Origin of the sequence: Rhodococcus sp. MEB064, from assembly GCF_000834565.1 — a bacterium.
Taxonomy (GTDB): Bacteria; Actinomycetota; Actinomycetes; order Mycobacteriales; family Mycobacteriaceae; genus Rhodococcoides.
The window spans coordinates 27205-50350 of record NZ_JXQS01000028.1; the positions used below are offsets into that span (position 1 = coordinate 27205).

Here is a 23146-nt window from a genome sequence, read left to right on the forward strand (position 1 = left end):
CACCGTAGACGGCTCAGGCCGGCGCGCCCGCCTGCTCGGCGACCCACGCGCCCCACTGCTCGAGGAATTCCGCGGTCCCGATGCCGAGAGTCGCCGAGAACGCGCGGTCACGCACCGTCGGATCGACAGGACCCGCCGCGAACCGGCGATACAGGTTCTGCAGCACGGGTTCGCCGAAACGGTCGGCGACGAATGCACAGGCCGACCAGGCGGACTCGTAGGCGATCGCTCCGCGGGATCCACCCGCTGCGAAATCCGAATCCTCGGCCAGCACCCTGGGCGGCCCCGCTGCCCGGACCACTGCTGCCAGCGTCGGCGCGATCTGCTCGAACGTCAGACCGGACCCGCGGTATCCCGAGTAATCGGCGTAGCCCTCGAGCATCCACAGCGGTGCACCCTCGCCGGTGATCGACCGCGTCGCCACGTGGGTGAGTTCGTGCTGCAGCACTGTCCGCCGGGTGCTGTCCGTCAGACGATCCGCGGCCGTCGGGCCGAAGACGACACGCTGACCGGTGACCAGACCGTTCTCGACGGGGTCCGCAATGGTGGAAGCGGCGACATCGGTGAGGACCGAGCCGTTGGCATTACTGGTGAATTCGGCGTCGGATCCCGCCACGACAAGCACAGCTCGCCGCGACCACCCGATGCCGACGAAGCCGGTCACGGCGTCGACAGCGGCCGGTAGATCGGCCGCCAGCGCGTCGATGAAGTCACGCTGGCCCTCGTGCCCGATCACCAGCGACGTCGTCGAGCCGGTGGGAACTCGGCGTACGACAACGGGGCCGAAGTCCCACGGTCCGCGCCACGTCGTGCGGGCGTATTGGGGCACATCGGCGTCGGACACCAGCGCCCACGTGTCTCCGCGGCGCGCGACGACCAAGGCGACATCACGCCGGGTGGGACCGATGTCGGAGTCCTGGTAGGCGTACCGCAGAACCACGTTCGGAGCCCACACCTCGGTGGCGTCCAGCGAATCGGCCAGGGTGGGTTCCACCGGTACCTCGGGCCCCGGCTCGATCTCGTATCCGAAGTCCGACAGCGGAACATCCTGGAGGGATGCTGCACGCGCGACTTCGCGATCGACGAAGGCAGGGTCGGCAGACGGATCGAACAAGCTACGCAGGGCCGCGTCGTCGTTGTCGCGCAACGCCGACGTCCATCTGTCGAGCAGTGCGGCCACTCCTACTGTGCGAGCGTCGTCCGCGACCGCGGTGACCGGAACCGAGCCACCTCTGTCGTCCACAGCACCGGACGAGCATCCGGCGAGTACGGCCGCGACGACGCACAGTGCGGCCGTGGCGCGAAGGATCAGTATCGGCGAGCGCCGTAGAACGGCCACGACGCCATCGACTCCACTCGAACCGGCACCCCGAACGTCGACGCGTGGACGACGTTCCCGTTGCCCGCGTACAGGCCTACGTGGGAGGCGTCGTTATAGAACAAGACCACGTCACCCGGCTGCAGGTCCTCCTTGGCCACCGGCGTTCCACCTGCGGCTTGCGCCTGGCTGGACCGCGGCAGCGTCTTGCCGACCTGCTTGTACGCCCACACGACCAGACCGGAGCAGTCGTACCCGTCGGGTCCGGTCGCACCCCAGACGTACGGCTTTCCGATCTGCGTGAACGCGGCCTGGAGCGCTCCCGTCTGCGACCCCGGTGTCAGGGCTCCCAGAATGGTGGCGGGATCGAATCCGGGGGGGAATGCCGCACCCGCGAGGCCTGCCTTCTCCGGCTCGGACAGCGCTCCGAACGCGGCCATGACATCGGCGATCTCGCTCTGGAGTCGGCTCTGCTTGCCCTGGAGGTCGTCGCTGACCGCCTTGGCCTGCTCCGTCGCGGTGCGAGCGGCGTCCGCCGACTGCTGCGATGCAGCCTCGGCCGCGGCCGCCGCAGCGGTTGCCTCGTTGAACGTGCCGACGGTTGCCGCGGCATCGGTGGAGATGATGTCGAGGGCGGACATCTGGTCGAGCAGCTGCTGCGGAGAGTCGCTCACCATCACCGCGAACAGGCGGTTGGTGCGCGCTCCCTGGTAGTTGGCCCGAGCGATCTTGTCGACTGCCGGGCGGACCGAGTCGATCTGCGCGCGGGCATCGGCGAGGGCACGCCGATCGGCGTCGAGGCGCCCGTCCGCGTCGGACTGAGCTGCAAGCTTGGCATCGAGGTCGATCTGGGCGTTGTGCATGGCCTCGGTCGTCTGTTCCGACTCGCGGGACAGGTCCGCCAGGCGCGTGACCGCATCCGAGGCGGATTCGCCGGGAACAGGATCGGCCGACGCTGCGCCGACCGGGACGAACGCGAGAGCGGCGGTCAGAACGCCGGCGAGGATCGCCCCGCGCACACTCGACCGCGTGGATACCGAAGACGGCACGTGAGTGGTTCTCCGATCTGGAACTGATCCGAAACATGATGCGATCCGTTGCCGAATCGCGGGGACGTCACGGAAAGATTACGACGACACCGTGGATTCTGTCCACGAACCCCGCTTTTCGACGCGAAACATTCCCGAAAGTCGTCGACACCGGCAGTAACCGACCGCGTGATCAGTTACTGCCGGTGTCGGACGAGTACTCCTGCGACGGAGCTACAGCGATCGATCAGGCGTAGCGGCGCGCACCGTCGAACGGCATGGAGGACAGCGGAGCGACCTTGACGGGCTGGCTCTCGGTGGATGCGTGGACGACGTTTCCGTTGCCGACGTACATACCCGAGTGCGATCCACCGTAGAAGGACACGATGTCACCGGGCTGCAGGTCCGACTGCGAGACGGGGACGCCGGCGGCAGCCTGGTCGTAGCTGGTACGCGGCAGGTTGATGCCGGCCTGCTGGTACGCCCACTTCATCAGTCCCGAGCAATCGAAAGCGTTGGGGCCGGCTGCTCCGTACACGTACGGCGCGCCGACCTTGCTCTCGGCAGCCTGGACGGCGATCTGCGCTGCGCTCGACGTCGGTGCGGCAGGACCGGGAAGTGCCGGGACCTGCGGAAGCGGGGGGAGCTGGCTCAGGATCTGGTCCGGAACCTCGAACGTTCCGATACCGGGGATCTCGACGGGGGCCGCGAAGGCGGGCGCGGCCGGGACGACGACTGCGCCGGCCGTGATGGCTCCGGCGACGAGAACGTTGCGGACAGGCCGCGAGGTGGTGCTGGGCTTACGGTGTTTCGCCACGAGAAAGAGGTGCTCCGTTTCTTCCTGATATCCGCCGACCGAGTTAGCTGACGGGTTCGGGCTGGGAAGATCAGCCCTACTCATCGAGCCGCCAGGCGACTCGATGGGATTCACCCCGGTGTAACGGTGGGTTCCCGGTACGACCACCCGGAAGAGGTGGCCGATTAGGCGGTGACCTTGCGACGCAGTCCCTGGTGGCGCTGCACGACTCCGCAATGTCTCGGAAAGATTACGAAATGGCATCCAAGATGTCGAGCCCACCGTCTCCGTGTCGCGGTTCGATCACGGGAAGCACTAGCCCGCGACGTGTTCCGGGCCCGAGTCACGCCGGTCGCGTGCCGACTCCTCGGGGGACGGGACGACCTTGCCGACCAGACGCAGTCGGGGTACCAACCCACTCTCCGCGAGGACGTCCATGGCGGCACGTTCGTCCTGCTCGAGCCTCAATCGGCGTGCCGCGAACGGTGCATCGGAGGGGCCGTCCGAGGGTGCCGACGGCATGCCCGGAACGCCCAGCAGCACCGACACGACACAGTCCGAACACGCGTCGCCCCGCACCACGCACTCGCCACAATCGACAATCATGTGATCCTCGTCTCATTCAAGTTTCGTGCTGTCGGCCGTGATGTTCGTACCGGATCACAAGGAGGCCGGGGCCGATCATCACGCGAATCGACGCCGACGCTAACGGCGCCCACCGACACGGCAGGCCGGCGAGAACGCCCCGTCGTTCTTGTCGGTGGCACCCCCTACGGTCCCGGATGTGCGAAGCGAGACCGGACCGGCCCGGCGTCCCGACGGGGCGTACGTGGCAGCTGCGTCGGCGACATCGGGCGCCGCGCCGACGGGCCTGCAACTCGCCTTCGACGAGATGGACATGTCGCTGCGGGAGACGACCTTCGTCGTCGTCGACCTCGAGACCACGGGCGGGCGTCCCGGCGAGGACGCGATCACCGAGATCGGGGCCGTCAAGGTCCGTGGCGGGCGGGTCATCGGAGAGATGGCCACCCTCGTCGACCCCGGTCGGTCCATCCCGCCCGGCATCGTCCAGCTCACCGGCATCAGCAGCGCGATGTTGATCGACGCTCCCCGTATCGAACGAGTGCTCCCCACCTTCGTCGAATTCGCTCGCGGAAGCGTCCTGGTGGCGCACAACGCCCGGTTCGACACCGGCTTCCTTCGTGCCGCCGCCACCCGTATGGATCTGGCATGGCCGTCGTTCCGGGTCCTGTGCACCGTGAAGCTGGCCCGACGTGTCCTCTCCAGGGACGAGGCACCGTCGGTCAAGCTGTCGTCACTCGCGACGCTCTTCGAGGTCTCCACCAGGCCCACCCACCGAGCGCTCGACGATGCGCGCGCGACCGTCGACGTCCTGCACGCGTTGATCGAACGCGTCGGCAATCAAGGTGTGCACAGCTACGCCGAGCTGGTCGACTATCTGCCGACGGTCACCGCTGCCCATCGCGCCAAACGGACACTGGCGGCCGGGCTCCCTCACGCTCCCGGTGTCTATCTCTTCCGCGGCCCCTCGGACGAGGTGCTCTACGTCGGTACGTCGAGGAACCTCCATCGCCGCGTGCGCAACTACTTCACCGGCTCGGAAACCCGCGGCCGCATGAGAGAGATGGTGGCGCTCGCGACGCGGGTGGACCATGTCGAGTGCGCTCACGCCATCGAGGCGGGTGTCCACGAGCTGCGACTCATCAGCGCACACACCCCGCCGTACAACCGTCGATCGAAGTACCCCCGCAAGGGCTGGTGGTTGACGCTCACCTCCGAGGCGTTCCCGCGCCTCTCCATCGTCCGCACGCCCTCCCCCGGCGCGGTGGGCCCCTTCGCGGTACGGAGCGCCGCCGCCGACGCTGCCGCGGTCATCGCCGAATACACCCGGCTCCGCTCGTGCACCCACCGCATTCCCGCCTCCGCTCGACACGAGAAGTGCGCCGTCGAGGCGGTCGGGGGGTGCACCGCGGCCGGTTCCGGGTCCATGGACGCCGAGGCGTACGCCCATGCCCCGGAGGCGTTCCGGCGTCTCGGAGAGGGAGCCGACCCGTCCGTGCTCGAGGCAGTCGCCGCACGGATCGACGCGTTGTCCACCGATCTCCTCTTCGAATCCGCGGCACGTCTGCGCGATCGCGCCGCGGCACTGATGACCGCGCTCCGCGCCGTCCAGCGACTGCACGCCCTCGCACGCATCGAGCAACTGGTCGCGGCCCGGCGCGCCGACGACGGCGGCTGGGAGTTCGTCGTCATCCGGTACGGCCGACTCGCCAGCGCCGGAGTGTCTCGCCGCGGAGTCCCGCCGATGCCCGTCGTCGACGCGTTGATCTCCGCGGCGGACACCGTCATCCCGGACGAGACTCCCCTGCGCGGAGCCACGCCGGAGGAGGTCGCGCTCCTGGCACGCTGGCTCGACTCGGGCGGAGTCCGCATCGTCGACACCACGGACGGTTGGTCCGAACCCGCTCACGGCGCCGGCCGATGGGCACCGTGGTGCGCCGCCGTACGGGATGCGAGCCGTCGCGAACGGGAGAGAACGATGGCGTGGGGGTGACGCGGCGGGGGCGTCCGCCGAACTAGGCTCAGCCGCAGTTCATCTCTCGGAAGGTATTGCCATGATCACCGCCATCGTCATGATTCACGCAGAGGTGCACACGATCCCGGAGACCGCTCGGGCCGTCGCCGACGTCCCCGGTGTGTCCGAGGTGTTCTCCTGTGCCGGTGACGTCGACCTGATCGCCGTCGTGAAGGTCCGCAGCCACGAGGAGATCGCCGAGGTCATCACCGAGCGCGTCAACCGCATCGACGGCGTCGTACGCACAGACACCCACATCGCGTTCAAGTCCTACTCGAGCGCGGACATCGACGCGGGCTTCTCCATCGGCGAGTAAGGCCGTCAGGCCGAGGTGAACTCGGCCCACCGGCCGAGCAACGTCTGCGCTGCTCCGGTGTCGATCGCTGTCGCAGCCGCGGTGAGCCCGTCGGCCAGCGCGTCCTCCAGGGAGTCGCCGATACCCCGGAACGCGGCGATCGCGCCGGCCGCGTTCAGCAGCACCGCGTCCCGCACCGGACCCGTCTCACCGGCGAACACGCGCCGCGCCGCTGCCGCGTTGTCCTCGGCGTCTCCGCCGCGAAGAGCGTCGAGCGGCACTCGTTCGATGCCGAGATCGCGCGGATCGAGCACGGTGTGCACGATGCTCCCGTCCCGGACGATCCGTACCGACGTGGTCGTCGACGTCGTGATCTCGTCGAGCCCGTCGTCTCCCCGCACCACCAGCACCGAGTTCCCGCGGGCCGCGAAGACGCTGGCCACGACGTCTATCAAGTCGTCGAACGCGCATCCCACCAGCCCGGCACGCGGACTCGCAGGGTTGGTCAACGGGCCCAGGACGTTGAACGCCGTGGGGATACCGATCTCCTTGCGAGGGGCGATGGCGAAGCGCAACGCAGGGTGGAACACGGGCGCGAAGCAGAATCCGATGCCCAGCTCGGCGACGCTCGCCGCCACCTGGTCCGGGCCCTGGTCGATGCGGACCCCGAGCGCCTGCAGCACGTCGGCACCGCCGCTCTTCGACGACGCGGCGCGGTTACCGTGCTTGACCACGCGGATACCCGCAGCGGCCACGACGACCGAGGCCATGGTGGAGATGTTGACGGTGTTCGAGCGATCGCCGCCCGTACCGACGATGTCGACCACGTCGTCGTCCACGGGCACGCGCTTGGCATGGCCGAGCATCGAGTCGGCCAGTCCGCGCAACTCGTCGGAGGTGGGACCCTTCATCTTGAGAGCGACACCGAACGCCGCGATCTGGGCGGACGTGGCGTTGTCGGACATGATCTCGTCCATCACCCACGCCGTGTCCGCGCCCGTCAGGTCGTGGCGCGACGTCAAGGTCCCGAGGACCTTCGCCCATGTCCGCGTACTGTCCCCTGCGCTCATGAGCGGGAAGCTTAGTGCTCGCCGGACGGCGGTTCCGCAGCCGGTTGAAGCGCATCCCAGCCCAGCACCACACCGTCGCGTCGCTGAGCGAGGCCCGCCATCCTCGACCGTTCCTGCGAACAGTGCAGAGCGTCGAGCATCTGCACTCGCTGCAGAACCAGGAGTGTTCCCGTCGGCACGTCGGCGGGCAGGTGTCCCGGCGTCTGCGCCATCGGGCCCGTCGTCGCCTCGGCGTAGCCGTCCTGGGCGGCGACCGATACCGCGTCGGCCACCTGGTCGGCAGGAAGCAACAGATGGTGACGCAGGACGCAGTCGTCGTCCGCGGACCAGGCCGGCTCCTCGCTCGCTGCACGCTCCAACGTTGCCGAGCACGCCTCCACGTCGTCGAAGCACGACGCGACCACGACGAGATCCTCCCGCGTGGCGTCGAGCGGCGGCGGAGGCGTCTTGCCGAACAGCCGCCGCCACCATGGAGTCCGCCCACGACCGGTGCCCGAAGTCATACCTCGACAGTGCCAGACGGCGGTGGAGGAGACCTTCGCGCCACCGACTCTAGAGCTCGAGTCGAGACTCCACCGGTGGTGTCGCGAACACCACTGTCCGTCGACTCCGACCCGCTCCGACGTGGGCAGACCGGCCCTATTGAACTAAAAGTCCAGGAAGAGGGGCCGTACCGTCCGAGATTGCGCCTTCTTGCTACGCGCGCGCGAACGACGCTCGACGCGCCAACCGATACCCGGCTATGCCTTTCGTACTACGACGGGTCATACTTGCGGATGTGACGAGCGCAGTAGGTACTTCGGGATCCGCCATCACCCAGCGTGTCCATTCGCTGAACCGGCCGAACATGGTCAGCGTGGGCACGATCGTGTGGCTGTCCAGCGAATTGATGTTCTTTGCCGGCCTCTTCGCGATGTATTTCGTCGCGCGGGCCCAGGCCGAGCCGGGTCAGTGGCCCCCGGAGCCCACCGAGCTGAACCTGACGCTCGCCGTACCCGTGACGGCGGTGCTCATCGCATCGTCCTTCACCTGCCAGCTCGGTGTGTTCGCCGCCGAGCGCGGTGACGTCTTCGGCCTCCGTCGCTGGTACACCCTCACGCTGGTCATGGGCGCGTTCTTCGTCGCCGGCCAGGGCTACGAGTACTACCACCTCGTGCACGAGGGAACGTCGATCTCGAGCAGCGTCTACGGCTCGGTCTTCTACATCACCACCGGCTTCCACGGCCTGCACGTCATCGGCGGACTGATCGCGTTCGTCTTCCTGATCACCAGGACCCTGGTCAGCAAGTTCACGCCGGCCCAGGCAACCGCCGCCATCGTCGTGTCCTACTACTGGCACTTCGTCGACATCGTCTGGATCGCGCTGTTCGCGACGATCTACTTCATCCGCTGACCGAGCAGGCGTCGAATACCCGATGACAGCCTCATCGGTGACATCCGACAAGCCGTCCCGACACGACAAGGGATACAGATGAGTTCTTCACCCCCCGGCACACCCGACGACGACGGAGTCGTCGTCCAGAGCGGCACCCCGACTGCCTCCGCGAAGAAGGCCAACCGCCGTCGTCGCACGCGTCGCCGGGTCAGTGGCGCGATGGTGCTGTTCATGGGCCTCGTCGGCGCGGGTTTCCTCGCGGCGGCTCTCACGCCCGATGCACAGGTCGCCACCGCCCAGGAAGACAGCGCAGCCATGGTGCGCGAAGGTCAGCAGATCTACGACACGTCCTGCGTGACGTGCCACGGCGCCAATCTCCAGGGCGTCAAGGATCGCGGACCGTCGTTGATCGGCGTCGGCGAAGCTGCTGTCTACTTCCAGGTCTCCTCCGGACGTATGCCGATGGCACGTAACGAGGCACAGGCCGAGCGCAAGCAGCCCAAGTACAACCAGGCACAGGTCGACGCCCTGGGTGCGTACATCCAGGCGAACGGCGGCGGCCCCACGGTCGTGCGCAGCGACAGCGGCGAGATCGAGCAGGAGTCGCTCCGCGGCGGCGACGTCGCCCGCGGCAGCGAGCTGTTCCGTCTCAACTGCGCGTCGTGCCACAACTTCACCGGGCGAGGTGGCGCACTGTCCTCGGGCAAGTACGCCCCGACGCTCGACCCGGCCAACGAGCAGCAGATCTACCAGGCGATGGTCACCGGACCGCAGAACATGCCCAAGTTCTCGGACCGCCAGCTCTCGCCCGAAGAGAAGAAAGACATCATCGCGTACGTCAAGTCGTCCTCCGAGACTCAGCCTCCCGGTGGTTACGGACTCGGCGGATTCGGCCCCGGCACGGAAGCCATCGCCATCTGGGTGGTCGGCATCGGTCTGATCGTCGGAGCAGCACTGTGGATCGGAGTGAGGTCATGAGCGGCGACAACTTCCCGGAAGACGGCACTGCCGACGACCGCAGGGCATTCGACCCGGACCGTAAGTACACGGACGAGGAACTGTCCGCCATGAGCCGCGACGAACTCGTCGCACTCGGCACCAACCTCGACCACGTCGATGTGGCGTTCCGTCGCGCACGCTGGCCCGTCCCCGGAACCAAGGCCGAGAAGCGCGCCGAGCGAAGCGTCAGCCTCTGGTTCTTCCTCGCCGGTGTCTCCGCGATCGCCTTCATCGCCATCTACCTCTTCTGGCCGTGGCAGTACGCCGGCATGGGCGAGGACCAGTACGGCCTGTACAGCCTCTATACACCGCTGATCGGTCTGACCATGGGTCTGGCCATCCTCGGCGTCGGCGTGGGCGCCGTGCAGTTCACCAAGAAGTTCATCCCCGAAGAGGTGTCCATCCAGGATCGCCACGACGGTGGTTCGAGCGAAGTGGACAAGAAGACGGTCGTCGCGGAACTCAGCGACTCCTTCGACACGTCCACGCTGGGTCGTCGCAAGATGATCAAGCGCAGCCTCGTCTTCGGCGGCGGCGCACTCGGCATCATGTCGATCCTTCCGCTCGGTGGCCTGATCAAGAACCCGTGGGCCGAGGGCGACGAGTCCTCGCTCTGGGTGTCGGGATGGACCCCGAGTTACCCTGGAGAGACGATCTACCTCCGGCGTTACACCGGCCGCGTCGACGACGTGGTGCTGGTACGTCCCGAAGATCTCGATGCAGGCGCCATGGAAACCGTGTTCCCGTTCCGCGAGTCCGAACGCGGCAACGAAGAAGAGCTGTCACACGCTCTCAAGGGAATCCGTAACGCCGTCATGCTCATCCGTCTCCGCACCGAGGACGCCGACCGCACCGTCAAGCGCAAGGGCCAGGAGAGCTTCAACTACGGCGATTACTTCGCCTACTCGAAGATCTGCACCCACCTCGGTTGCCCCACATCGTTGTACGAGCAGCAGACCAACCGCATCCTCTGCCCGTGCCACCAGTCGCAATTCAACGCGTTGGAATACGCCAAGCCGATCTTCGGACCGGCCGCACGTGCTCTTCCGCAGCTGCCCATCACGGTGAACGAGGACGGTTACCTCGTTGCCGCGGGCGATTTCATCGAGCCGCTCGGACCCGCCTACTGGGAACGTCCGGCCGGAGTACACGAGCAGGAGAACGCTTCTGCTGCGTCGTCATCGGAAGGTTCACGATGAGTCCAACCATCGCCACTCTCGCTGCGAAGCAGGCCGAGGGCGTCGACTCCCGCTATCACCTCTCTGCGGGCATGCGTCGACAGATCAACAAGGTTTTCCCGACGCACTGGTCGTTCCTGCTCGGTGAGATCGCGCTGTACAGCTTCATCATCCTGCTGCTGTCCGGCACGTACCTCACGTTGTTCTACGACCCCTCCATGTCCGAGACCATCTACGACGGCGCGTACGCACCACTCCGCGGCGTCGAGATGACCAGGGCCTACGCGACCACGCTGGATTTGTCCTTCGAGGTCCGCGGCGGTCTGTTCATCCGCCAGATCCACCACTGGGCAGCGCTGCTGTTCGCGTGCTCGATCATCGTGCACATGGCCCGCATCTTCTTCACCGGTGCGTTCCGCCGCCCGCGTGAGGCCAACTGGGTCATCGGTTCGCTGCTGCTCATCCTGGCCATGTTCGAGGGCTTCTTCGGTTACTCGCTCCCCGACGACCTGCTCTCCGGCACCGGCCTCCGCGCCGCGTTCTCCGGCATCACCATCTCCATCCCGGTGGTCGGCACGTGGATGCACTGGTTGATCTTCAACGGCGACTTCCCGGGCACGATCATCATCCCGCGCCTCTACGTCGCTCACGTCCTCCTGTTGCCGGCCATCATCCTGGCGCTCATCGCGGCTCACCTCGCGTTGGTCTGGTACCAGAAGCACACGCAGTTCCCCGGCCCCGGCCGCACCGAGACCAACGTCGTCGGCGTCCGCATCCTCCCGGTCTTCGCAGTGAAGTCGGGCGCGTTCTTCGCAATGACGTTCGGTGTCCTCGCGGTCATGGGCGGCGTTCTGCAGATCAACCCGGTGTGGGCCCTCGGCCCGTACAACCCGTCGCAGGTGTCCGCAGGCTCGCAGCCCGACTTCTACATGATGTGGACCGACGGCCTCGCTCGACTGTGGCCCGCGTGGGAGCTCTACCTCGGCAACTACATGATCCCGGCCGTGTTCTGGGTGGCCGTCATCATGGGTGCGGTGTTCGCGATCATGATCGCGTACCCCTGGATCGAGAAGCGCTTCACCAAGGACGATGCACACCACAACCTGCTCCAGCGTCCCCGCGACGTGCCGGTGCGCACTGCAGTCGGCGCGATGGCGATCGCCTTCTACGTGGTCCTCACGCTCTCCTGTGTGAACGACATCATCGCGTACAAGTTCGCCATCTCCTTGAACGCGATGACCTGGATCGGCCGCATCGGCCTGGTTGTTCTGCCTCCGATCGCCTACCTGCTGACCTACCGCTTCTGCATCGGTCTGCAGCGCAGCGATCGCCAGGTGCTCGAGCACGGCATCGAGACCGGCGTCATCAAGCGCCTGCCGCAGGGTGCCTACGTCGAGATCCACCAGCCTCTGGGCCCGGTGGACGAGCACGGACATCCGCTCCCCCTCGAGTACCAGGGCGCTGCACTGCCCAAGAAGATGAACAAGCTCGGCTCGGCCGGCAAGCCCGGCTCCGGCAGCATCTTCACTCCGGACTCGGATGAAGAGCACCGGTTGCACGAGCGTCTGTCGCACGAGGGCGAGCACGATCAGCTCACGATGCTCCGCACGTACCAGGCAAAGGTCCTGGCGCAGGGCAACGGTCACTCGAACGGCAACGGCCTTGCGAACGGCAACGGTCACGCCAACGGCAACGGCCATGCGAACGGCAACGGTCACGATCCGGAATCCAACGGACACTGATCGCACCGAGTAATCGATGAGAGGCGCCACCCGATACGGGTGGCGCCTCTTCTCGTTTCCCAGCACTCCCCTCCCCCACCGCCGGGTCGGGGCGGACACGTCCGTTCCGGCGCGAGCGCACACCTCCTCCAGCGCAACGTCGGCGTGTCACCACGGCGAGTCCCGGTGCGGGTACATACAAGGGGTGTGCGCTCGCGTCACTCAGCACCGCTGGAGCGCAGCAACCGAGAGTGGCCCGGCATGCGCCGCACCGCGCAGGGCCGCGCCACGCAGCACGACCGCACACCCCCACCACCGAAACGTCGGCGTGTCACCACGGCGAGTCCCGATGCGGGTGCATGGAAAGGGTGTGCGCTCTCGTCGCTCAGCACCGCTGTAGCGCGGCAACTGAGAGTGACCCGGTATGCACCGCGCCGCGCAGGCCGCGCCACTCAACCCGACCGCACACCCCCACCAGCGAAACGTCGGCGTGTCGCCACGGCGAGTCCCGGTGCAGGTACACGGAAAGGGTGTGCGCTCTCGTCGCTCAGCACCGCTGTAGCGCGGCAACTGAGAGTGACCCGGCATGCACCGCGCCGCGCAGGCCGCGCCACTCAACCCGACCGCACACCCCCACCAGCGAAACGTCGGCGTGTCACCACGGCAAGTCCCGGTGCAGGTACACGGAAAGGGTGTGCGCTCTCGTCGCTCAGCACCACATCGGTGCGACACATGAGAATTGGCCGTCACTCGCAGCACTGGGCAGGCCACGCCACTCAACCCGACCGCACACCCCCACCAGCGGAACGTCGGCGTGTCACCACGGCGAGTCCCGGTGCAGGTAGATGCAAGGGGTGTGCACTCTCGTCGCTCAGCACCACATCGGTGCGACACATGAGAGTTGGCCGTCACTCGCAGCACTGGGCAGGCCACGCCACGCAGCCCGACCGCACACCCCCACCAGCGCAACGTCGGCGTGTCACCACGGCGAGTCCCGGTGCAGGTACACGGAAAGGGTGTGCGCTCGCACCGCACAGCAGTATTCGCGGTTGCAGAGTGCGCGCGGCGGAACTGGACGAGCCGCGCCACGCAGCCCGACCGCACACCCCCACCAGCGGCACACCGGCGTGTCACCACGGCGAGTCCCGGTGCGAACACATGGAAAGGGTGTGCACTCGCCCCGCTCACCACCCCAAGTGCAGACGCGCCGACCGCACACCCCCAACACACGCACACTCCGGAAACGCCGAACGCCCCCAGCATCAGCTGGGGGCGTTCTGGGGAGAGTGTGTCAGTGCTTCTCGGGTCCCACGTGGTACTCGAAGACCAGGCCGGCAGCCGCACCGATGATGGCGAGGGCGCCCAGAGCCAGCATCCACGGCTCGTAGAAGGCGAAGGCCAGGGCCATGAAGGCACCGGATCCGGCGAGGATGATCGGCCAGAAGCTACCGGGGCTGAAGAAGCCCAGGTCGCCTGCACCGTCGGCAACCTCAGCGTCGTCGTAGTCCTCGGGACGGGTGTCCAAGCGACGAGCAACGAATCGGAAGTACGTACCGACGATCAGCGTCAGACCGGCGGAGAGGGCGATGGCGGTGAGGCCTGCCCATTCGATGCCGGTACGTGAGAAGCCGGTGAACACGCCGTAGAGAATTCCGACGAGGATGAAGAACCCGGTCAGGATCTCGAAGAGCTTCGCTTCGATCTTCATGTGGTGTCAGTTTCCTTCTGCCACGGTCGCACTCTTGAGCGTGCGATCTGTGTTGAACGGCGACGTGGAGGTCGCGAGGGGCTCCTGGCCGATGGACTCGAGTGCCTGAGCGTTGGTCTGTCCGTCACGACGGGCATCCATGTACGACTCGAATGCCTCGGGGCTGACGGCGCGGACCTCGAAGTTCATCATCGCGTGGTAGGTGCCGCACATCTCGGCGCAGCGCCCGACGAACGCGCCTTCCTGCTCGATCTCGCTGATCTGGAAGACGTTGTCCGAGTGGTTCTCTTTCGGGTTCGGGAGCACGTCGCGCTTGAACAGGAACTCGGGCACCCAGAAGGAGTGGATGACGTCCGAGGACGCGATCTCGAACTCGATGCGCTTACCGGTCGGGAGCACGAGGATGGGCACCTCGTTGCTGGAGCCGACGGTCTCGATGTCGTTGTAGTTCAGGTACGACTGGTCGGACTTCTCGCGACCGAACAGCGGGCCGGGCTCTTCACCCTCGGTGGTGCCGGCCTCTTCGGCCGCCTGCTCGCGCTCCTCGTCGGTGCCGTCGTAGATCGCCCGGCCGTCCTTGAGGTCGACGGTGCGGTAGCCGAACTTCCAGTTCCACTGGAACGCGGTGACGTCGACGACGACATCCGGGTTGTCCTGCTTCTCCTGCACGTAGTTCTGCACGACGACGGTGAAGTAGAAGAGCACGGCGATGATGACGAACGGCACGGCCGTGTAGAAGAGCTCCAGCGGCACGTTGTAGGCCGTCTGGCGAGGGAACTCCGGGGAGTCCTTCTTCTTACGGTGGAACGCGACGGTCCAGAACGTGAGGCCCCAGACGATGACGCCCATGATGAGAGCCGCGATGACCGACCAGGTCCACAGCTCTCGCATGCGCTCGGCCTGCGGGGTGATGCCCGAAGGCCACCCGAACCGAAGAACCGAGTTGTCGATGCCGCAGCCCGACAGCACTACGGCGGCCACTGCAAGAGAAGCCACCAATCCGACTCGCCGTGTCATCCGACGGCCGGATCCACCACCACGCTGCGCCACGATCACGCCTTCCTGATTGCCAAGATGGAGAGTACGAACACGCCTCGCGCTGCAGGCCGAGCGGCCTGCGTGCACGATGTGTCCGTGTACTACGCAGCGTAGACCAAAGCGGCCTCGGTTCTCGTGTCGGGTGGGCCACGTGTTGGTCGGCGGCGCAACTGTGGCCACGGCGGCGACTGCGGCATACTCGGACCGACACTCGCCGGGCCCGTGGTCCGGCGTTCCCCGACGGCCGAGCCTGCGCGATCGGCTGTCACATCGATCGAAACGAGGCTTGCCGACCGTGTGTGGACTGCTGGGACTGCTGACACCGAACGCATCCGCGGAAGATGTCGTCGATGCCGTCGGCTCCGCGTCGCAGTGCATGCGGCATCGCGGCCCGGACGAGCCGGGTACGTGGCACGACGCCGATCTGGCGCTGGGCTTCAACCGGCTCTCGATCATCGACATCGAGCACTCCCACCAGCCGTTGCGGTGGGGCCCCGAGGACAACCCGGACCGCTATGCGCTCGTCTTCAACGGAGAGATCTACAACTACCTCGAGCTGCGCGCGACGCTGGCCGCCGAGTACGGCGCCGTCTTCGCGACGGAGGGTGACGGCGAGGCGATCGTCGCCGCATTCCACTTCTGGGGTGACGACGCCGTCCGCAAGCTGCGGGGCATGTTCGCCATCGCACTGTGGGACACCGAGAAGCGCGAACTGTTCCTGGCACGTGATCCGTTCGGCATCAAGCCGCTCTTCTACTCCACGGGCACCGGCGGTACGGCGTTCGCCAGCGAGAAGAAGAGCATTCTCGAGCTGATGGAGAAGCTGGGTGTGTCGGACGAGCTTGACCCCCGCGCGTTGGAGCACTACACAGTGCTGCAGTACGTGCCCGAACCGGAGACGTTGCACGCCGGCATCGTCCGCCTGGAGTCCGGCTGCTTCGCACGGCTGGCGCCGGGTTCCGCTCCCGTCGTCACGCGGTATTTCCGGCCGACGTTCCCGGTGCGCCCGGTCGCGTCCGGTACCGAGGCTGCCCGCTACCAGGAGATCGCTCAGGCGCTCGAGGACTCCGTCGCCAAGCACATGCGTGCCGATGTCACGGTGGGCTCGTTCCTGTCGGGCGGTATCGACTCGACGGCGATCGCCGCGTTGGCGATGCGCCACAACCCCGACCTGGTCACGTTCACGACGGGCTTCGAACGCGAGGGGTACTCGGAGGTCGATGTCGCCGCCGAGTCGGCCGCAGCCATCGGTGCCAAGCACGTCATCAAGGTCGTCGGACCGGAGGAGTTCGCCGCGGCGATCCCCGAGATCGTCTGGTACCTCGACGACCCGGTGGCGGATCCAGCGCTGGTGCCGCTCTACTTCGTCGCCAAGGAAGCTCGCAAGCACGTCAAGGTCGTGCTGTCCGGTGAGGGCGCGGACGAGTTGTTCGGTGGCTACACCATCTACCGCGAGCCGCTGTCGCTCGCACCGTTCGACAAGCTCCCCTCCTCCCTGCGCCGTGCTGCAGGTCGGCTCAGCGAGCGCATTCCGGAGGGCACCCGCGGCAAGAGCCTGCTGAACCGCGGATCGATGACTCTCGAAGAGCGGTACTACGGAAACGCCCGCAGTTTCAACGACGCCCAGCTTCGCTCGGTGCTGCGGGAGTTCCGGCCCGAGTGGACCCACCAGGACGTGACGGCGCCGATCTACGCGCAGTCCGTCGGGTGGGATCCGGTGGCCCGCATGCAGCACCTCGACCTGTTCACGTGGCTGCGCGGCGACATCCTGGTCAAGGCCGACAAGATCACGATGGCCAATTCGCTGGAGCTTCGTGTGCCGTTCCTCGACAACGAGGTGTTCCGGGTGGCGGAGCAGTTGCCGCTCGAGCAGAAGATCACGAAGTCGACCACCAAGTACGCGCTGCGCAAGGCGCTCGACGGCATCGTGCCCGACCATGTGCTGAACCGCGCGAAGCTCGGTTTCCCTGTGCCACTGCGGCATTGGTTGCGCGGCACCGAGTTGTTCGACTGGGCGCACCAGCAGATCGCCGACTCCCAGACCGACCACCTGCTGGACAAGGCGGCGATCACTCGGATGCTGAACGACCATCGCGAGGGTCGCAGCGATCACAGCCGTCGACTGTGGACGGTGCTGATCTTCATGGTGTGGCACGGCATCTTCGTCGAGAAGCGCATCGTGCCCGCCATCGCGGAACCGACCTACCCCGTGCGGCTCTAGCAGGTAGGTCGGCCGCGAGGCCGCAAGAAAGAGCTAGCGAGGAAGTACGGCGGCGATCTCGTTCGCGGCGTCGTCGCCGTACGCCTCGGTCAGACGCTTGATCGCGTCGTCACGCACCAGTGTCCATTCCTGAGTGCCGGTGGTCTCGAGGACCAGAACGGCGATGAACGATCCGAGCTGTGCGGCCCGCTCGAGACCGAGGCCCTTGGCACGACCGACGAGGAAGCCGGCGCGGAATGCGTCGCCCACTCCGGTGGGATCGACCTTGCTGGTCTCCGGGACCACGCCGACACGGAGGTCGGTGCCGTCCTTGCCGACGATCTCGACACCGTTCTTGCCCAGCGTCGTCACGCGCAGACCCACCTTGTCGCGGATCTGCGACTCGGTCAGGCCCGTCTTCTGACGCAGCAGGCCCCACTCGTACTCGTTGGTGAACAGGTACTCGGCGCCCTCGATGAGCTCTGTCGCCTGCGCACCGTCGAGACGTGCCAGCTGCTGGGACGGATCGGCGGCGAAGGGAAGGCCCAGTTCGCGGCACTCCGCGGTGTGGCGCATCATCGCGGCCGGATCGTTCGCCCCGACGAGGACCAGGTCGAGGTCACGCCCCTCGGAGATGTCCGTGACGGAGATGTCCCCGGCCTCGGTCATGGCTCCGGGGTAGAACGACGCGATCTGTGCCATGTCCTCGTCCGTGGTGCAGACGAAACGGGCCGTGTGAGCCGTCTCGGACAGGGTGACCGCGGAGCAGTCGACTCCGTTGTCCTCCAGCCAGGACTGGTACTCGGCGAAGTCGGGACCGACAGCACCGATCAGCAGAGGTGCCGCACCCAGCACACCCATGGCGTATGCGATGTTGCCACCGACACCACCCTTGCGAATGACGAGGTCGTCGACGAGGAAGCTCAACGAGACGTGGGCGAGCTGATCGGCGAGGAACTGGTCGGCGAAGCGACCGGGGAATCGCATCAGATGGTCGGTAGCTATGGAGCCGGACACCGCAATGGTCACGTCCGAGGGCCTTTCGCAGCAGGTGCTTGTGAACTGAACTGCTGTGAACCTTACCCGGGTGAGCATGCGGTGAACCCCACATGCACGTCGTCCCCGGCTCCAGGTTCGGAGCCGGGGACGACGGTGGAGCAGGTCAGAGCATGTGACTCAGTTGAACGAGTCACCGCAGGCGCACGAACCCGTGGCGTTCGGGTTGTCGATGGTGAAGCCCTGCTTCTCGATGGTGTCGACGAAGTCGATCGAGGCGCCCTCGACGTACGGCGCGCTCATCCGGTCGACAGCCAACGTGACGCCGTTGAAGTCCTTGACCAGGTCGCCGTCGAGCGAGCGGTCGTCGAAGAACAGCTGGTAGCGCAGTCCTGCGCATCCGCCGGGCTGCACTGCGATGCGCAGAGCCAGATCGTCGCGACCTTCCTGGTCGAGGAGTGCCTTCGCCTTGGACGATGCGGCCTCGGTCATCAGGACGGCATGCGTCTCGGTGTCGGCACCGGTGGTGGTCACGTCGCTGGTAACGACGTCGTTCTGCACAGTCATGGGTTCTCCCTATCGTTCGTGCCCTCTCGGCATAACGCCAGCGAACATGATCAACGGTACTCCCGACCCCGGTATTCCACACGATCGCCGGGGTGCGTCACACCGAGAATCGGTGACGTGCGACCTCTGCCGACAGCGCCGTCAGCTGGGCTCGGGCGTCCGACATCGCGAGCTCGACCGATCCGGCGAAGTCGGTCACCGAATGTGCCGCCTCGATTCCCGCACCACGCATCTCGGCCTCGTCGAGGTGCACCTGACCTGCGAGGACGATGGTGCGGATGCGGTGCTCGGATGCGGCCGCCGCCAGCGCCGTGACCACCTTGCCGCGCAGCGACTGCGAGTCGAACTTGCCCTCACCGGTCAGAACGAGGTCCACGGTGGGCATCACCTCGTGGCGACGAGTGCGCCGGGCGACGACGTCCGCGCCCGACGTCCTGGTCGCCCCCAACGCCAGCAGGGCCGCTCCGAGTCCGCCCGCGGCGCCGGCGCCCTCGAGATCCGCGACGTTCCGCCCGGCAATACGGTCGAGTTCGCTGCACCACTCGGCGTTGCGCGCCTCGAGCAGCTCGACGGTCGTCGCGTCGGCACCCTTCTGCGGTCCGAAGACCGCGGCTGCGCCGGCCGGTCCCAGCAGTGGGTTGTCGACGTCACTGGCCGCGACCAGCTCGATGTCGCGCAGTGCGGCCGACGCAGCATCGGGTCCGCCGAGCGCGTGGATCATGCCGTAGCCACCGTCCGTGGAGCTGCTGCCGCCGAGCCCGACGACGACGGTGCGCGCACCGCGGCCGATCGCCTCGGCGATCAGCTGTCCCACTCCCCTGCTGTGCGCCTCGACTGCCGTCTCGACGTCGGGCGTGCGTCCCAGGAGGTGCAGCCCGACGGTCTGCGCGACCTCGATGTAGGCGGTGTTGCCGTCGAGCAGCCATCGCGCCGTCACGTCGTGTTCCAGAGGACCCCCCACGACGGTGTCGATCACCTGCCCACCGTCCACGGCGAGGGCGTCGACGAAGCCCGGCCCGCCGTCGGACTGCGGAGCGAGGATCAGGTCGTCGTCGCGTTCGCTCGACCATCCGGCCGCGATGGCGGCGGCGGCGTCGGCCGCGGTCAGGGTGTCTCCGAAGGAATCGGGGGCGATGAGAACGCGCATCGGGTCACTCTATCGACGGACTGCGGTGTTCACCCTGTCGTCTCCGTCGAATAGCCTGTGCGTGTGAAGCTGCCCTTCGGTAAGTCCGGTGACAAGTCCGTCGACCACGAGTCGACCGCCGCGGATCGGACCGAGCCCACCACCGCGTCGCCTGCTACCGGCAAGGTCAGCGTGAGCAAGGGCCGTCCGACACCGTCCCGCCGCGAGGCGGAAGGTCGCCGACGCGGTCCTGTCGCGCCGGCTCCGTTGACGGCCAAAGAAGCACGTGCCCGGCGCAAGGCAACGCGCGGGTCGAAGGAAGAGCGCAAGATCGCCTCCGCGGAGCGTCGTGCCAAGTCGGCCGATCAGCGCGCCCGCATGATGGCCGGTGAGGACAAGTTCCTTCTGCCTCGTGACAAGGGACCCGTCCGTGCGTACGCCCGCGACCTCGTCGACTCACGTCGCAACTTCGTCGGACTGTTCATGCCGATGGCGTTGATCCTGCTGGTGGCCCTGTTCCTGAGCCCCGCGGTCCAGTCGATCGTCACTTTGGCGCTGTTCATCATGATGATCTTCATGGCCATCGACGGGTACTTCCTCGGCCGACGGGTCAACAATCGGGTGCGCGATCGTTTCCCGGAGACGCCCGACGGTGGCTTCAAGCTCGGGTGGTACACGTTCGTCCGCGCGTCGCAGGTCCGCAAGATGCGCGCACCCAAGCCGCGCGTCGGCCCCGGCGACGCGGTCTGATCCGCACATCGCGGTGACACACCGGACACTCGTTCTCGGTGGTGCACGCTCCGGCAAATCCGGCCACGCGGAAGCACTGCTCGTCGGCCGTTCCGCCGTGCGCTACATCGCGACGGGACGACGCAGCCCTGGCGACACGGACTGGGACGACCGCATCGATCGGCATCGCCGCACCAGACCGAGCCACTGGTCGACGCTGGAGATCTCCGCGCACGGCGACCTCGCTGCAGCTCTGACCGACCACAGCGTGCCGACGCTCGTCGACGACCTCGGCACGTGGCTCACCGGAGCGCTGGACGACCTCGAGGCGTGGGATGCGCCGCGCGGCACCGTTCAGCCGGCGGTCGACGCGCTCGTCGACGCAGTCGACCGTCATCCCGGACCGCTGGTGATGGTCTCCCCCGAAGTCGGTCTCGGCGTGATCCCCGAGACGCGGGCGGGCAGACTCTTCCGCGACGAGATCGGGTCGGTAAACGCGCGACTGGCACAGACGTGCGACGCCGTCACCCTCCTGGTCGCCGGACTTCCGCTATCCCTCACACACCCGACGCACACACCGTCGACCGATCGACCGAGAGGCACGTCGTGACCGACAGCCCCGCACTGTTCAGCCCGGTGGACCCTCCCGACGCGGAGATCGCGCGGCAGGCTCGCGCACGGCAAGCCGTCCTGACCAAGCCTGCCGAGTCGCTCGGGCGTCTCGAGGATCTGGCCGTGTGGATCGCGTCGTGTCAGGGTGTGTGCCCGCCCCATCGTTTCGCGCGCGCTCGGGCCGTCGTCTTCGCCGGAGATCACGGCATCGCCCAGCACGGAGTGTCCGCCTACCCACCCGAGGTGACCGCCCAGATGGTCGCCAACATCGCCGCCGGCGGCGCCGCCATCAACGCCTTGGCGACGGTGTCCGGCGCGAGCGTCCGCGTGGTCGACATGGCCGTGGACGCGGAGACCGACGAGTCCGTGTCGACGTACAAGGTGCGCCGGTCGAGCGGGTCGATCGACCGTGAGGACGCGCTCTCGGACGACGAGGTGCGCGCAGCCCTCGCCGCGGGTCGCGACATCGCCGACGAGGAGGTCGACGGAGGCGCCGACCTCCTGATCGCGGGCGATATGGGCATCGGAAACACCACTCCGGCAACGGTTCTCATCGCTGCAGTGACCAATACCGAGCCTGTCGCCGCCGTGGGGCGGGGCACCGGAGTGGACGACGCGGGATGGATCCGCAAGACGGCGGCCATCCGTGACTCGTTGAGACGCGCCCGCCCCGTCGTCAAGGATCCGATCGCGTTGCTGCGCACCGTCGGCGGCGCCGATCTGGCGGCCATGACGGGATTCCTGATCCAGGCCGCGGTGCGCCGGACCCCTGTCGTCCTCGACGGCGTCGTCGTCACGGCGGCAGCGTTGGTGGCGAACGATCTGTCGGTCGGTGCCTCCGCTTGGTGGCTGGCCGGTCACCGGTCGACGGAGCCGGCGCACGCCCTCGCGCTCGCGCACCTCCGCATGGATCCACTGCTGGACCTCTCCATGCGCCTCGGGGAGGGATCGGGAGCGATGGTCGCTCTCCCCATCCTGTCGGGGGCCGTCGCCACTCTCGCCGACATGGCGACCTTCACCGATGCCGGTGTCACCGACAACGGCCGATGAGGTCGTTGCGGCTCGCGTTCTCCTGGCTCACCGTCTTCCCGGTGCGGGGACCGGACACCGTCGATCGTGGCGACGCGCGCCGCGCCATCGCGGTGGTCCCGGTCGTCGGGGCGGTGCTCGGCGCACTCGTCGCGGCGCTGGTGTGGCTCGCCGTGACGGGCGGACTTCCCCCGGCAGCGGCCGGTCTGATCGGTGTCGCGGCGCACGCTCTGCTGACCCGCGGAATGCACCTGGACGGTCTCGCCGACACCGCGGACGGCCTGGGGTGCTACGGACCACCGGACCGCGCTCGTGAGGTGATGAAGTCGGGATCCACGGGTCCGTTCGGGGTGGCGACCGTCGCGCTGTGTCTCGGCCTGCAGGGCGTGGCGATGGGGACACTGGTGGATCGAGGCCTTGGGTTCGCCGTGATCGCGGCAGCCGTCGCCGCACGATGCGCTGTCGTTCTCGCGTGCCGACGCTCCGTCACAGCGGCCGGCACCACCGGCTTCGGGTCGCTGGTCGCCGGGACTCAGACGACCGTGACGACGGTGTCGTGGTCCGCCGTCGCACTCGTCGTCGGCGCGCTGGCGGGACCGACGTGGTTCCAGGGTGTGGCCTCAGTGGCCGTGGCCCTCGCGGTCGGCGCCGTGCTGGTCCGGCACTGCGTCCGACGCTTCGGCGGCATGGTCGGCGACGTCCTGGGCGCCGTCATCGAACTGACGACGACGCTGGTGCTCGTCCTGTGTCTTATCGAGATCTGAC

At 67.3% G+C, this 23146-nt stretch carries 22 protein-coding genes and 1 riboswitch; of the genes, 11 read left to right on the forward strand and 11 right to left on the reverse strand.

Going from position 1 to position 23146, the window contains the following annotated elements; genetic code table 11:
* Positions 1 to 13 precede the first annotated feature (13 nt).
* From RU01_RS14070 to RU01_RS14085, 4 genes are all read right to left on the reverse strand, one after another.
* Positions 14 to 1339, reverse strand: a complete 1326-nt coding sequence (locus tag RU01_RS14070; protein ID WP_231568720.1) for a hypothetical protein — start codon at positions 1337 to 1339, stop codon at positions 14 to 16.
* A complete protein-coding gene (locus tag RU01_RS14075) occupies positions 1309 to 2367 on the reverse strand; it encodes a C40 family peptidase (protein WP_042575195.1) in 1059 nt (352 codons plus the stop codon). Before RU01_RS14075 ends, RU01_RS14070 begins: the two co-directional genes overlap by 31 nt.
* Before the next feature lie 226 nt (positions 2368 to 2593).
* Positions 2594 to 3163: a C40 family peptidase gene (locus tag RU01_RS14080; protein WP_042575196.1), complete on the reverse strand. Its 570-nt coding sequence runs from the start codon at positions 3161 to 3163 to the stop codon at positions 2594 to 2596.
* 17 nt (positions 3164 to 3180) lie between these two features.
* Positions 3181 to 3344: riboswitch (cyclic di-AMP (ydaO/yuaA leader) on the reverse strand.
* Between the two features lie 113 nt (positions 3345 to 3457).
* Positions 3458 to 3748 carry a hypothetical protein gene (locus tag RU01_RS14085; protein WP_042575197.1) on the reverse strand — a complete coding sequence of 97 codons (291 nt, stop codon included), beginning with the start codon at positions 3746 to 3748 and terminating at the stop codon, positions 3458 to 3460.
* A gap of 286 nt (positions 3749 to 4034) precedes the next feature.
* Between RU01_RS14085 and RU01_RS14090 the strand changes: the two genes are divergently transcribed.
* Complete coding sequence (locus tag RU01_RS14090) at positions 4035 to 5717, forward strand: DEDD exonuclease domain-containing protein (RefSeq protein ID WP_042575252.1); 1683 nt, start codon at positions 4035 to 4037, stop codon at positions 5715 to 5717.
* A 61-nt stretch (positions 5718 to 5778) separates the two neighbouring features.
* A complete protein-coding gene (locus RU01_RS14095; RefSeq protein ID WP_042575198.1) occupies positions 5779 to 6054 on the forward strand; it encodes an Lrp/AsnC family transcriptional regulator in 276 nt (91 codons plus the stop codon).
* Between the two features lie 5 nt (positions 6055 to 6059).
* Here the strand turns inward: RU01_RS14095 and trpD are convergent, their stop codons facing one another.
* Both trpD and RU01_RS14105 read right to left on the reverse strand, forming a co-directional pair.
* Complete coding sequence (gene trpD / locus RU01_RS14100; protein WP_042575199.1) at positions 6060 to 7103, reverse strand: anthranilate phosphoribosyltransferase; 1044 nt, start codon at positions 7101 to 7103, stop codon at positions 6060 to 6062.
* Positions 7104 to 7114: 11 nt separating this feature from the next.
* On the reverse strand, positions 7115 to 7606 hold the full coding sequence (locus RU01_RS14105; protein WP_042575200.1) for a hypothetical protein: 492 nt from the start codon (positions 7604 to 7606) through the stop codon (positions 7115 to 7117).
* Positions 7607 to 7881: 275 nt separating this feature from the next.
* Here RU01_RS14105 and ctaE point away from each other — a divergent pair, with 275 nt between their 5' ends.
* The 4 genes from ctaE (at position 7882) to qcrB (ending at position 12397) form a co-directional block, all read left to right on the forward strand.
* The gene (ctaE, locus tag RU01_RS14110) at positions 7882 to 8496 is read left to right on the forward strand and encodes an aa3-type cytochrome oxidase subunit III (protein ID WP_042575201.1); all 615 of its coding nucleotides are present in this window, start codon (positions 7882 to 7884) and stop codon (positions 8494 to 8496) included.
* Between the two features lie 78 nt (positions 8497 to 8574).
* Complete coding sequence (gene qcrC, locus RU01_RS14115) at positions 8575 to 9456, forward strand: cytochrome bc1 complex diheme cytochrome c subunit (protein ID WP_082043121.1); 882 nt, start codon at positions 8575 to 8577, stop codon at positions 9454 to 9456.
* A complete protein-coding gene (gene qcrA / locus RU01_RS14120; RefSeq protein ID WP_082043122.1) occupies positions 9453 to 10676 on the forward strand; it encodes a cytochrome bc1 complex Rieske iron-sulfur subunit in 1224 nt (407 codons plus the stop codon). Before qcrC ends, qcrA begins: the two co-directional genes overlap by 4 nt.
* Positions 10673 to 12397: a cytochrome bc1 complex cytochrome b subunit gene (gene qcrB / locus RU01_RS14125; protein WP_042575203.1), complete on the forward strand. Its 1725-nt coding sequence runs from the start codon at positions 10673 to 10675 to the stop codon at positions 12395 to 12397. Before qcrA ends, qcrB begins: the two co-directional genes overlap by 4 nt.
* Before the next feature lie 1270 nt (positions 12398 to 13667).
* Here the strand turns inward: qcrB and RU01_RS14130 are convergent.
* The gene (locus RU01_RS14130) at positions 13668 to 14084 is read right to left on the reverse strand and encodes a cytochrome c oxidase subunit 4 (RefSeq protein ID WP_042575204.1); all 417 of its coding nucleotides are present in this window, start codon (positions 14082 to 14084) and stop codon (positions 13668 to 13670) included.
* Between the two features lie 6 nt (positions 14085 to 14090).
* Positions 14091 to 15101 (reverse strand): aa3-type cytochrome oxidase subunit II, encoded by a 1011-nt coding sequence (gene ctaC, locus RU01_RS14135; RefSeq protein ID WP_197074781.1) that lies wholly within the window; start codon positions 15099 to 15101, stop codon positions 14091 to 14093.
* Between the two features lie 316 nt (positions 15102 to 15417).
* Here ctaC and asnB point away from each other — a divergent pair, with 316 nt between their 5' ends.
* On the forward strand, positions 15418 to 17343 hold the full coding sequence (gene asnB, locus RU01_RS14140; protein WP_042575206.1) for an asparagine synthase (glutamine-hydrolyzing): 1926 nt from the start codon (positions 15418 to 15420) through the stop codon (positions 17341 to 17343).
* 33 nt (positions 17344 to 17376) lie between these two features.
* On the opposite strand, the gene RU01_RS14145 is transcribed toward asnB, so the two are convergent.
* The 3 genes from RU01_RS14145 to RU01_RS14155 all read right to left on the reverse strand — a co-directional run bounded on the left by RU01_RS14145 (position 17377) and on the right by RU01_RS14155 (position 20032).
* Entirely contained in the window at positions 17377 to 18351 is a 975-nt protein-coding gene (locus RU01_RS14145) for a carbohydrate kinase family protein (RefSeq protein ID WP_042575207.1), read from the reverse strand.
* A 147-nt stretch (positions 18352 to 18498) separates the two neighbouring features.
* Complete coding sequence (locus RU01_RS14150; protein ID WP_042575208.1) at positions 18499 to 18885, reverse strand: HesB/IscA family protein; 387 nt, start codon at positions 18883 to 18885, stop codon at positions 18499 to 18501.
* Between the two features lie 97 nt (positions 18886 to 18982).
* Positions 18983 to 20032: a glycerate kinase family protein gene (locus RU01_RS14155; protein WP_042575209.1), complete on the reverse strand. Its 1050-nt coding sequence runs from the start codon at positions 20030 to 20032 to the stop codon at positions 18983 to 18985.
* A gap of 69 nt (positions 20033 to 20101) precedes the next feature.
* Between RU01_RS14155 and RU01_RS14160 the strand changes: the two genes are divergently transcribed.
* The 4 genes from RU01_RS14160 to RU01_RS14175 are packed head-to-tail and all read left to right on the forward strand — an operon-like array spanning position 20102 to position 23145.
* Positions 20102 to 20761 (forward strand): DUF3043 domain-containing protein, encoded by a 660-nt coding sequence (locus tag RU01_RS14160; protein ID WP_052493293.1) that lies wholly within the window; start codon positions 20102 to 20104, stop codon positions 20759 to 20761.
* A gap of 7 nt (positions 20762 to 20768) precedes the next feature.
* The gene (locus tag RU01_RS14165) at positions 20769 to 21350 is read left to right on the forward strand and encodes a bifunctional adenosylcobinamide kinase/adenosylcobinamide-phosphate guanylyltransferase (RefSeq protein ID WP_042575254.1); all 582 of its coding nucleotides are present in this window, start codon (positions 20769 to 20771) and stop codon (positions 21348 to 21350) included.
* Entirely contained in the window at positions 21347 to 22402 is a 1056-nt protein-coding gene (cobT, locus tag RU01_RS14170; protein ID WP_042575211.1) for a nicotinate-nucleotide--dimethylbenzimidazole phosphoribosyltransferase, read from the forward strand. The genes RU01_RS14165 and cobT overlap by 4 nt, the downstream gene beginning before the upstream one ends.
* Positions 22399 to 23145, forward strand: a complete 747-nt coding sequence (locus RU01_RS14175; protein ID WP_042575212.1) for an adenosylcobinamide-GDP ribazoletransferase — start codon at positions 22399 to 22401, stop codon at positions 23143 to 23145. The genes cobT and RU01_RS14175 overlap by 4 nt, the downstream gene beginning before the upstream one ends.
* Position 23146: the final 1 nt, after the last annotated feature.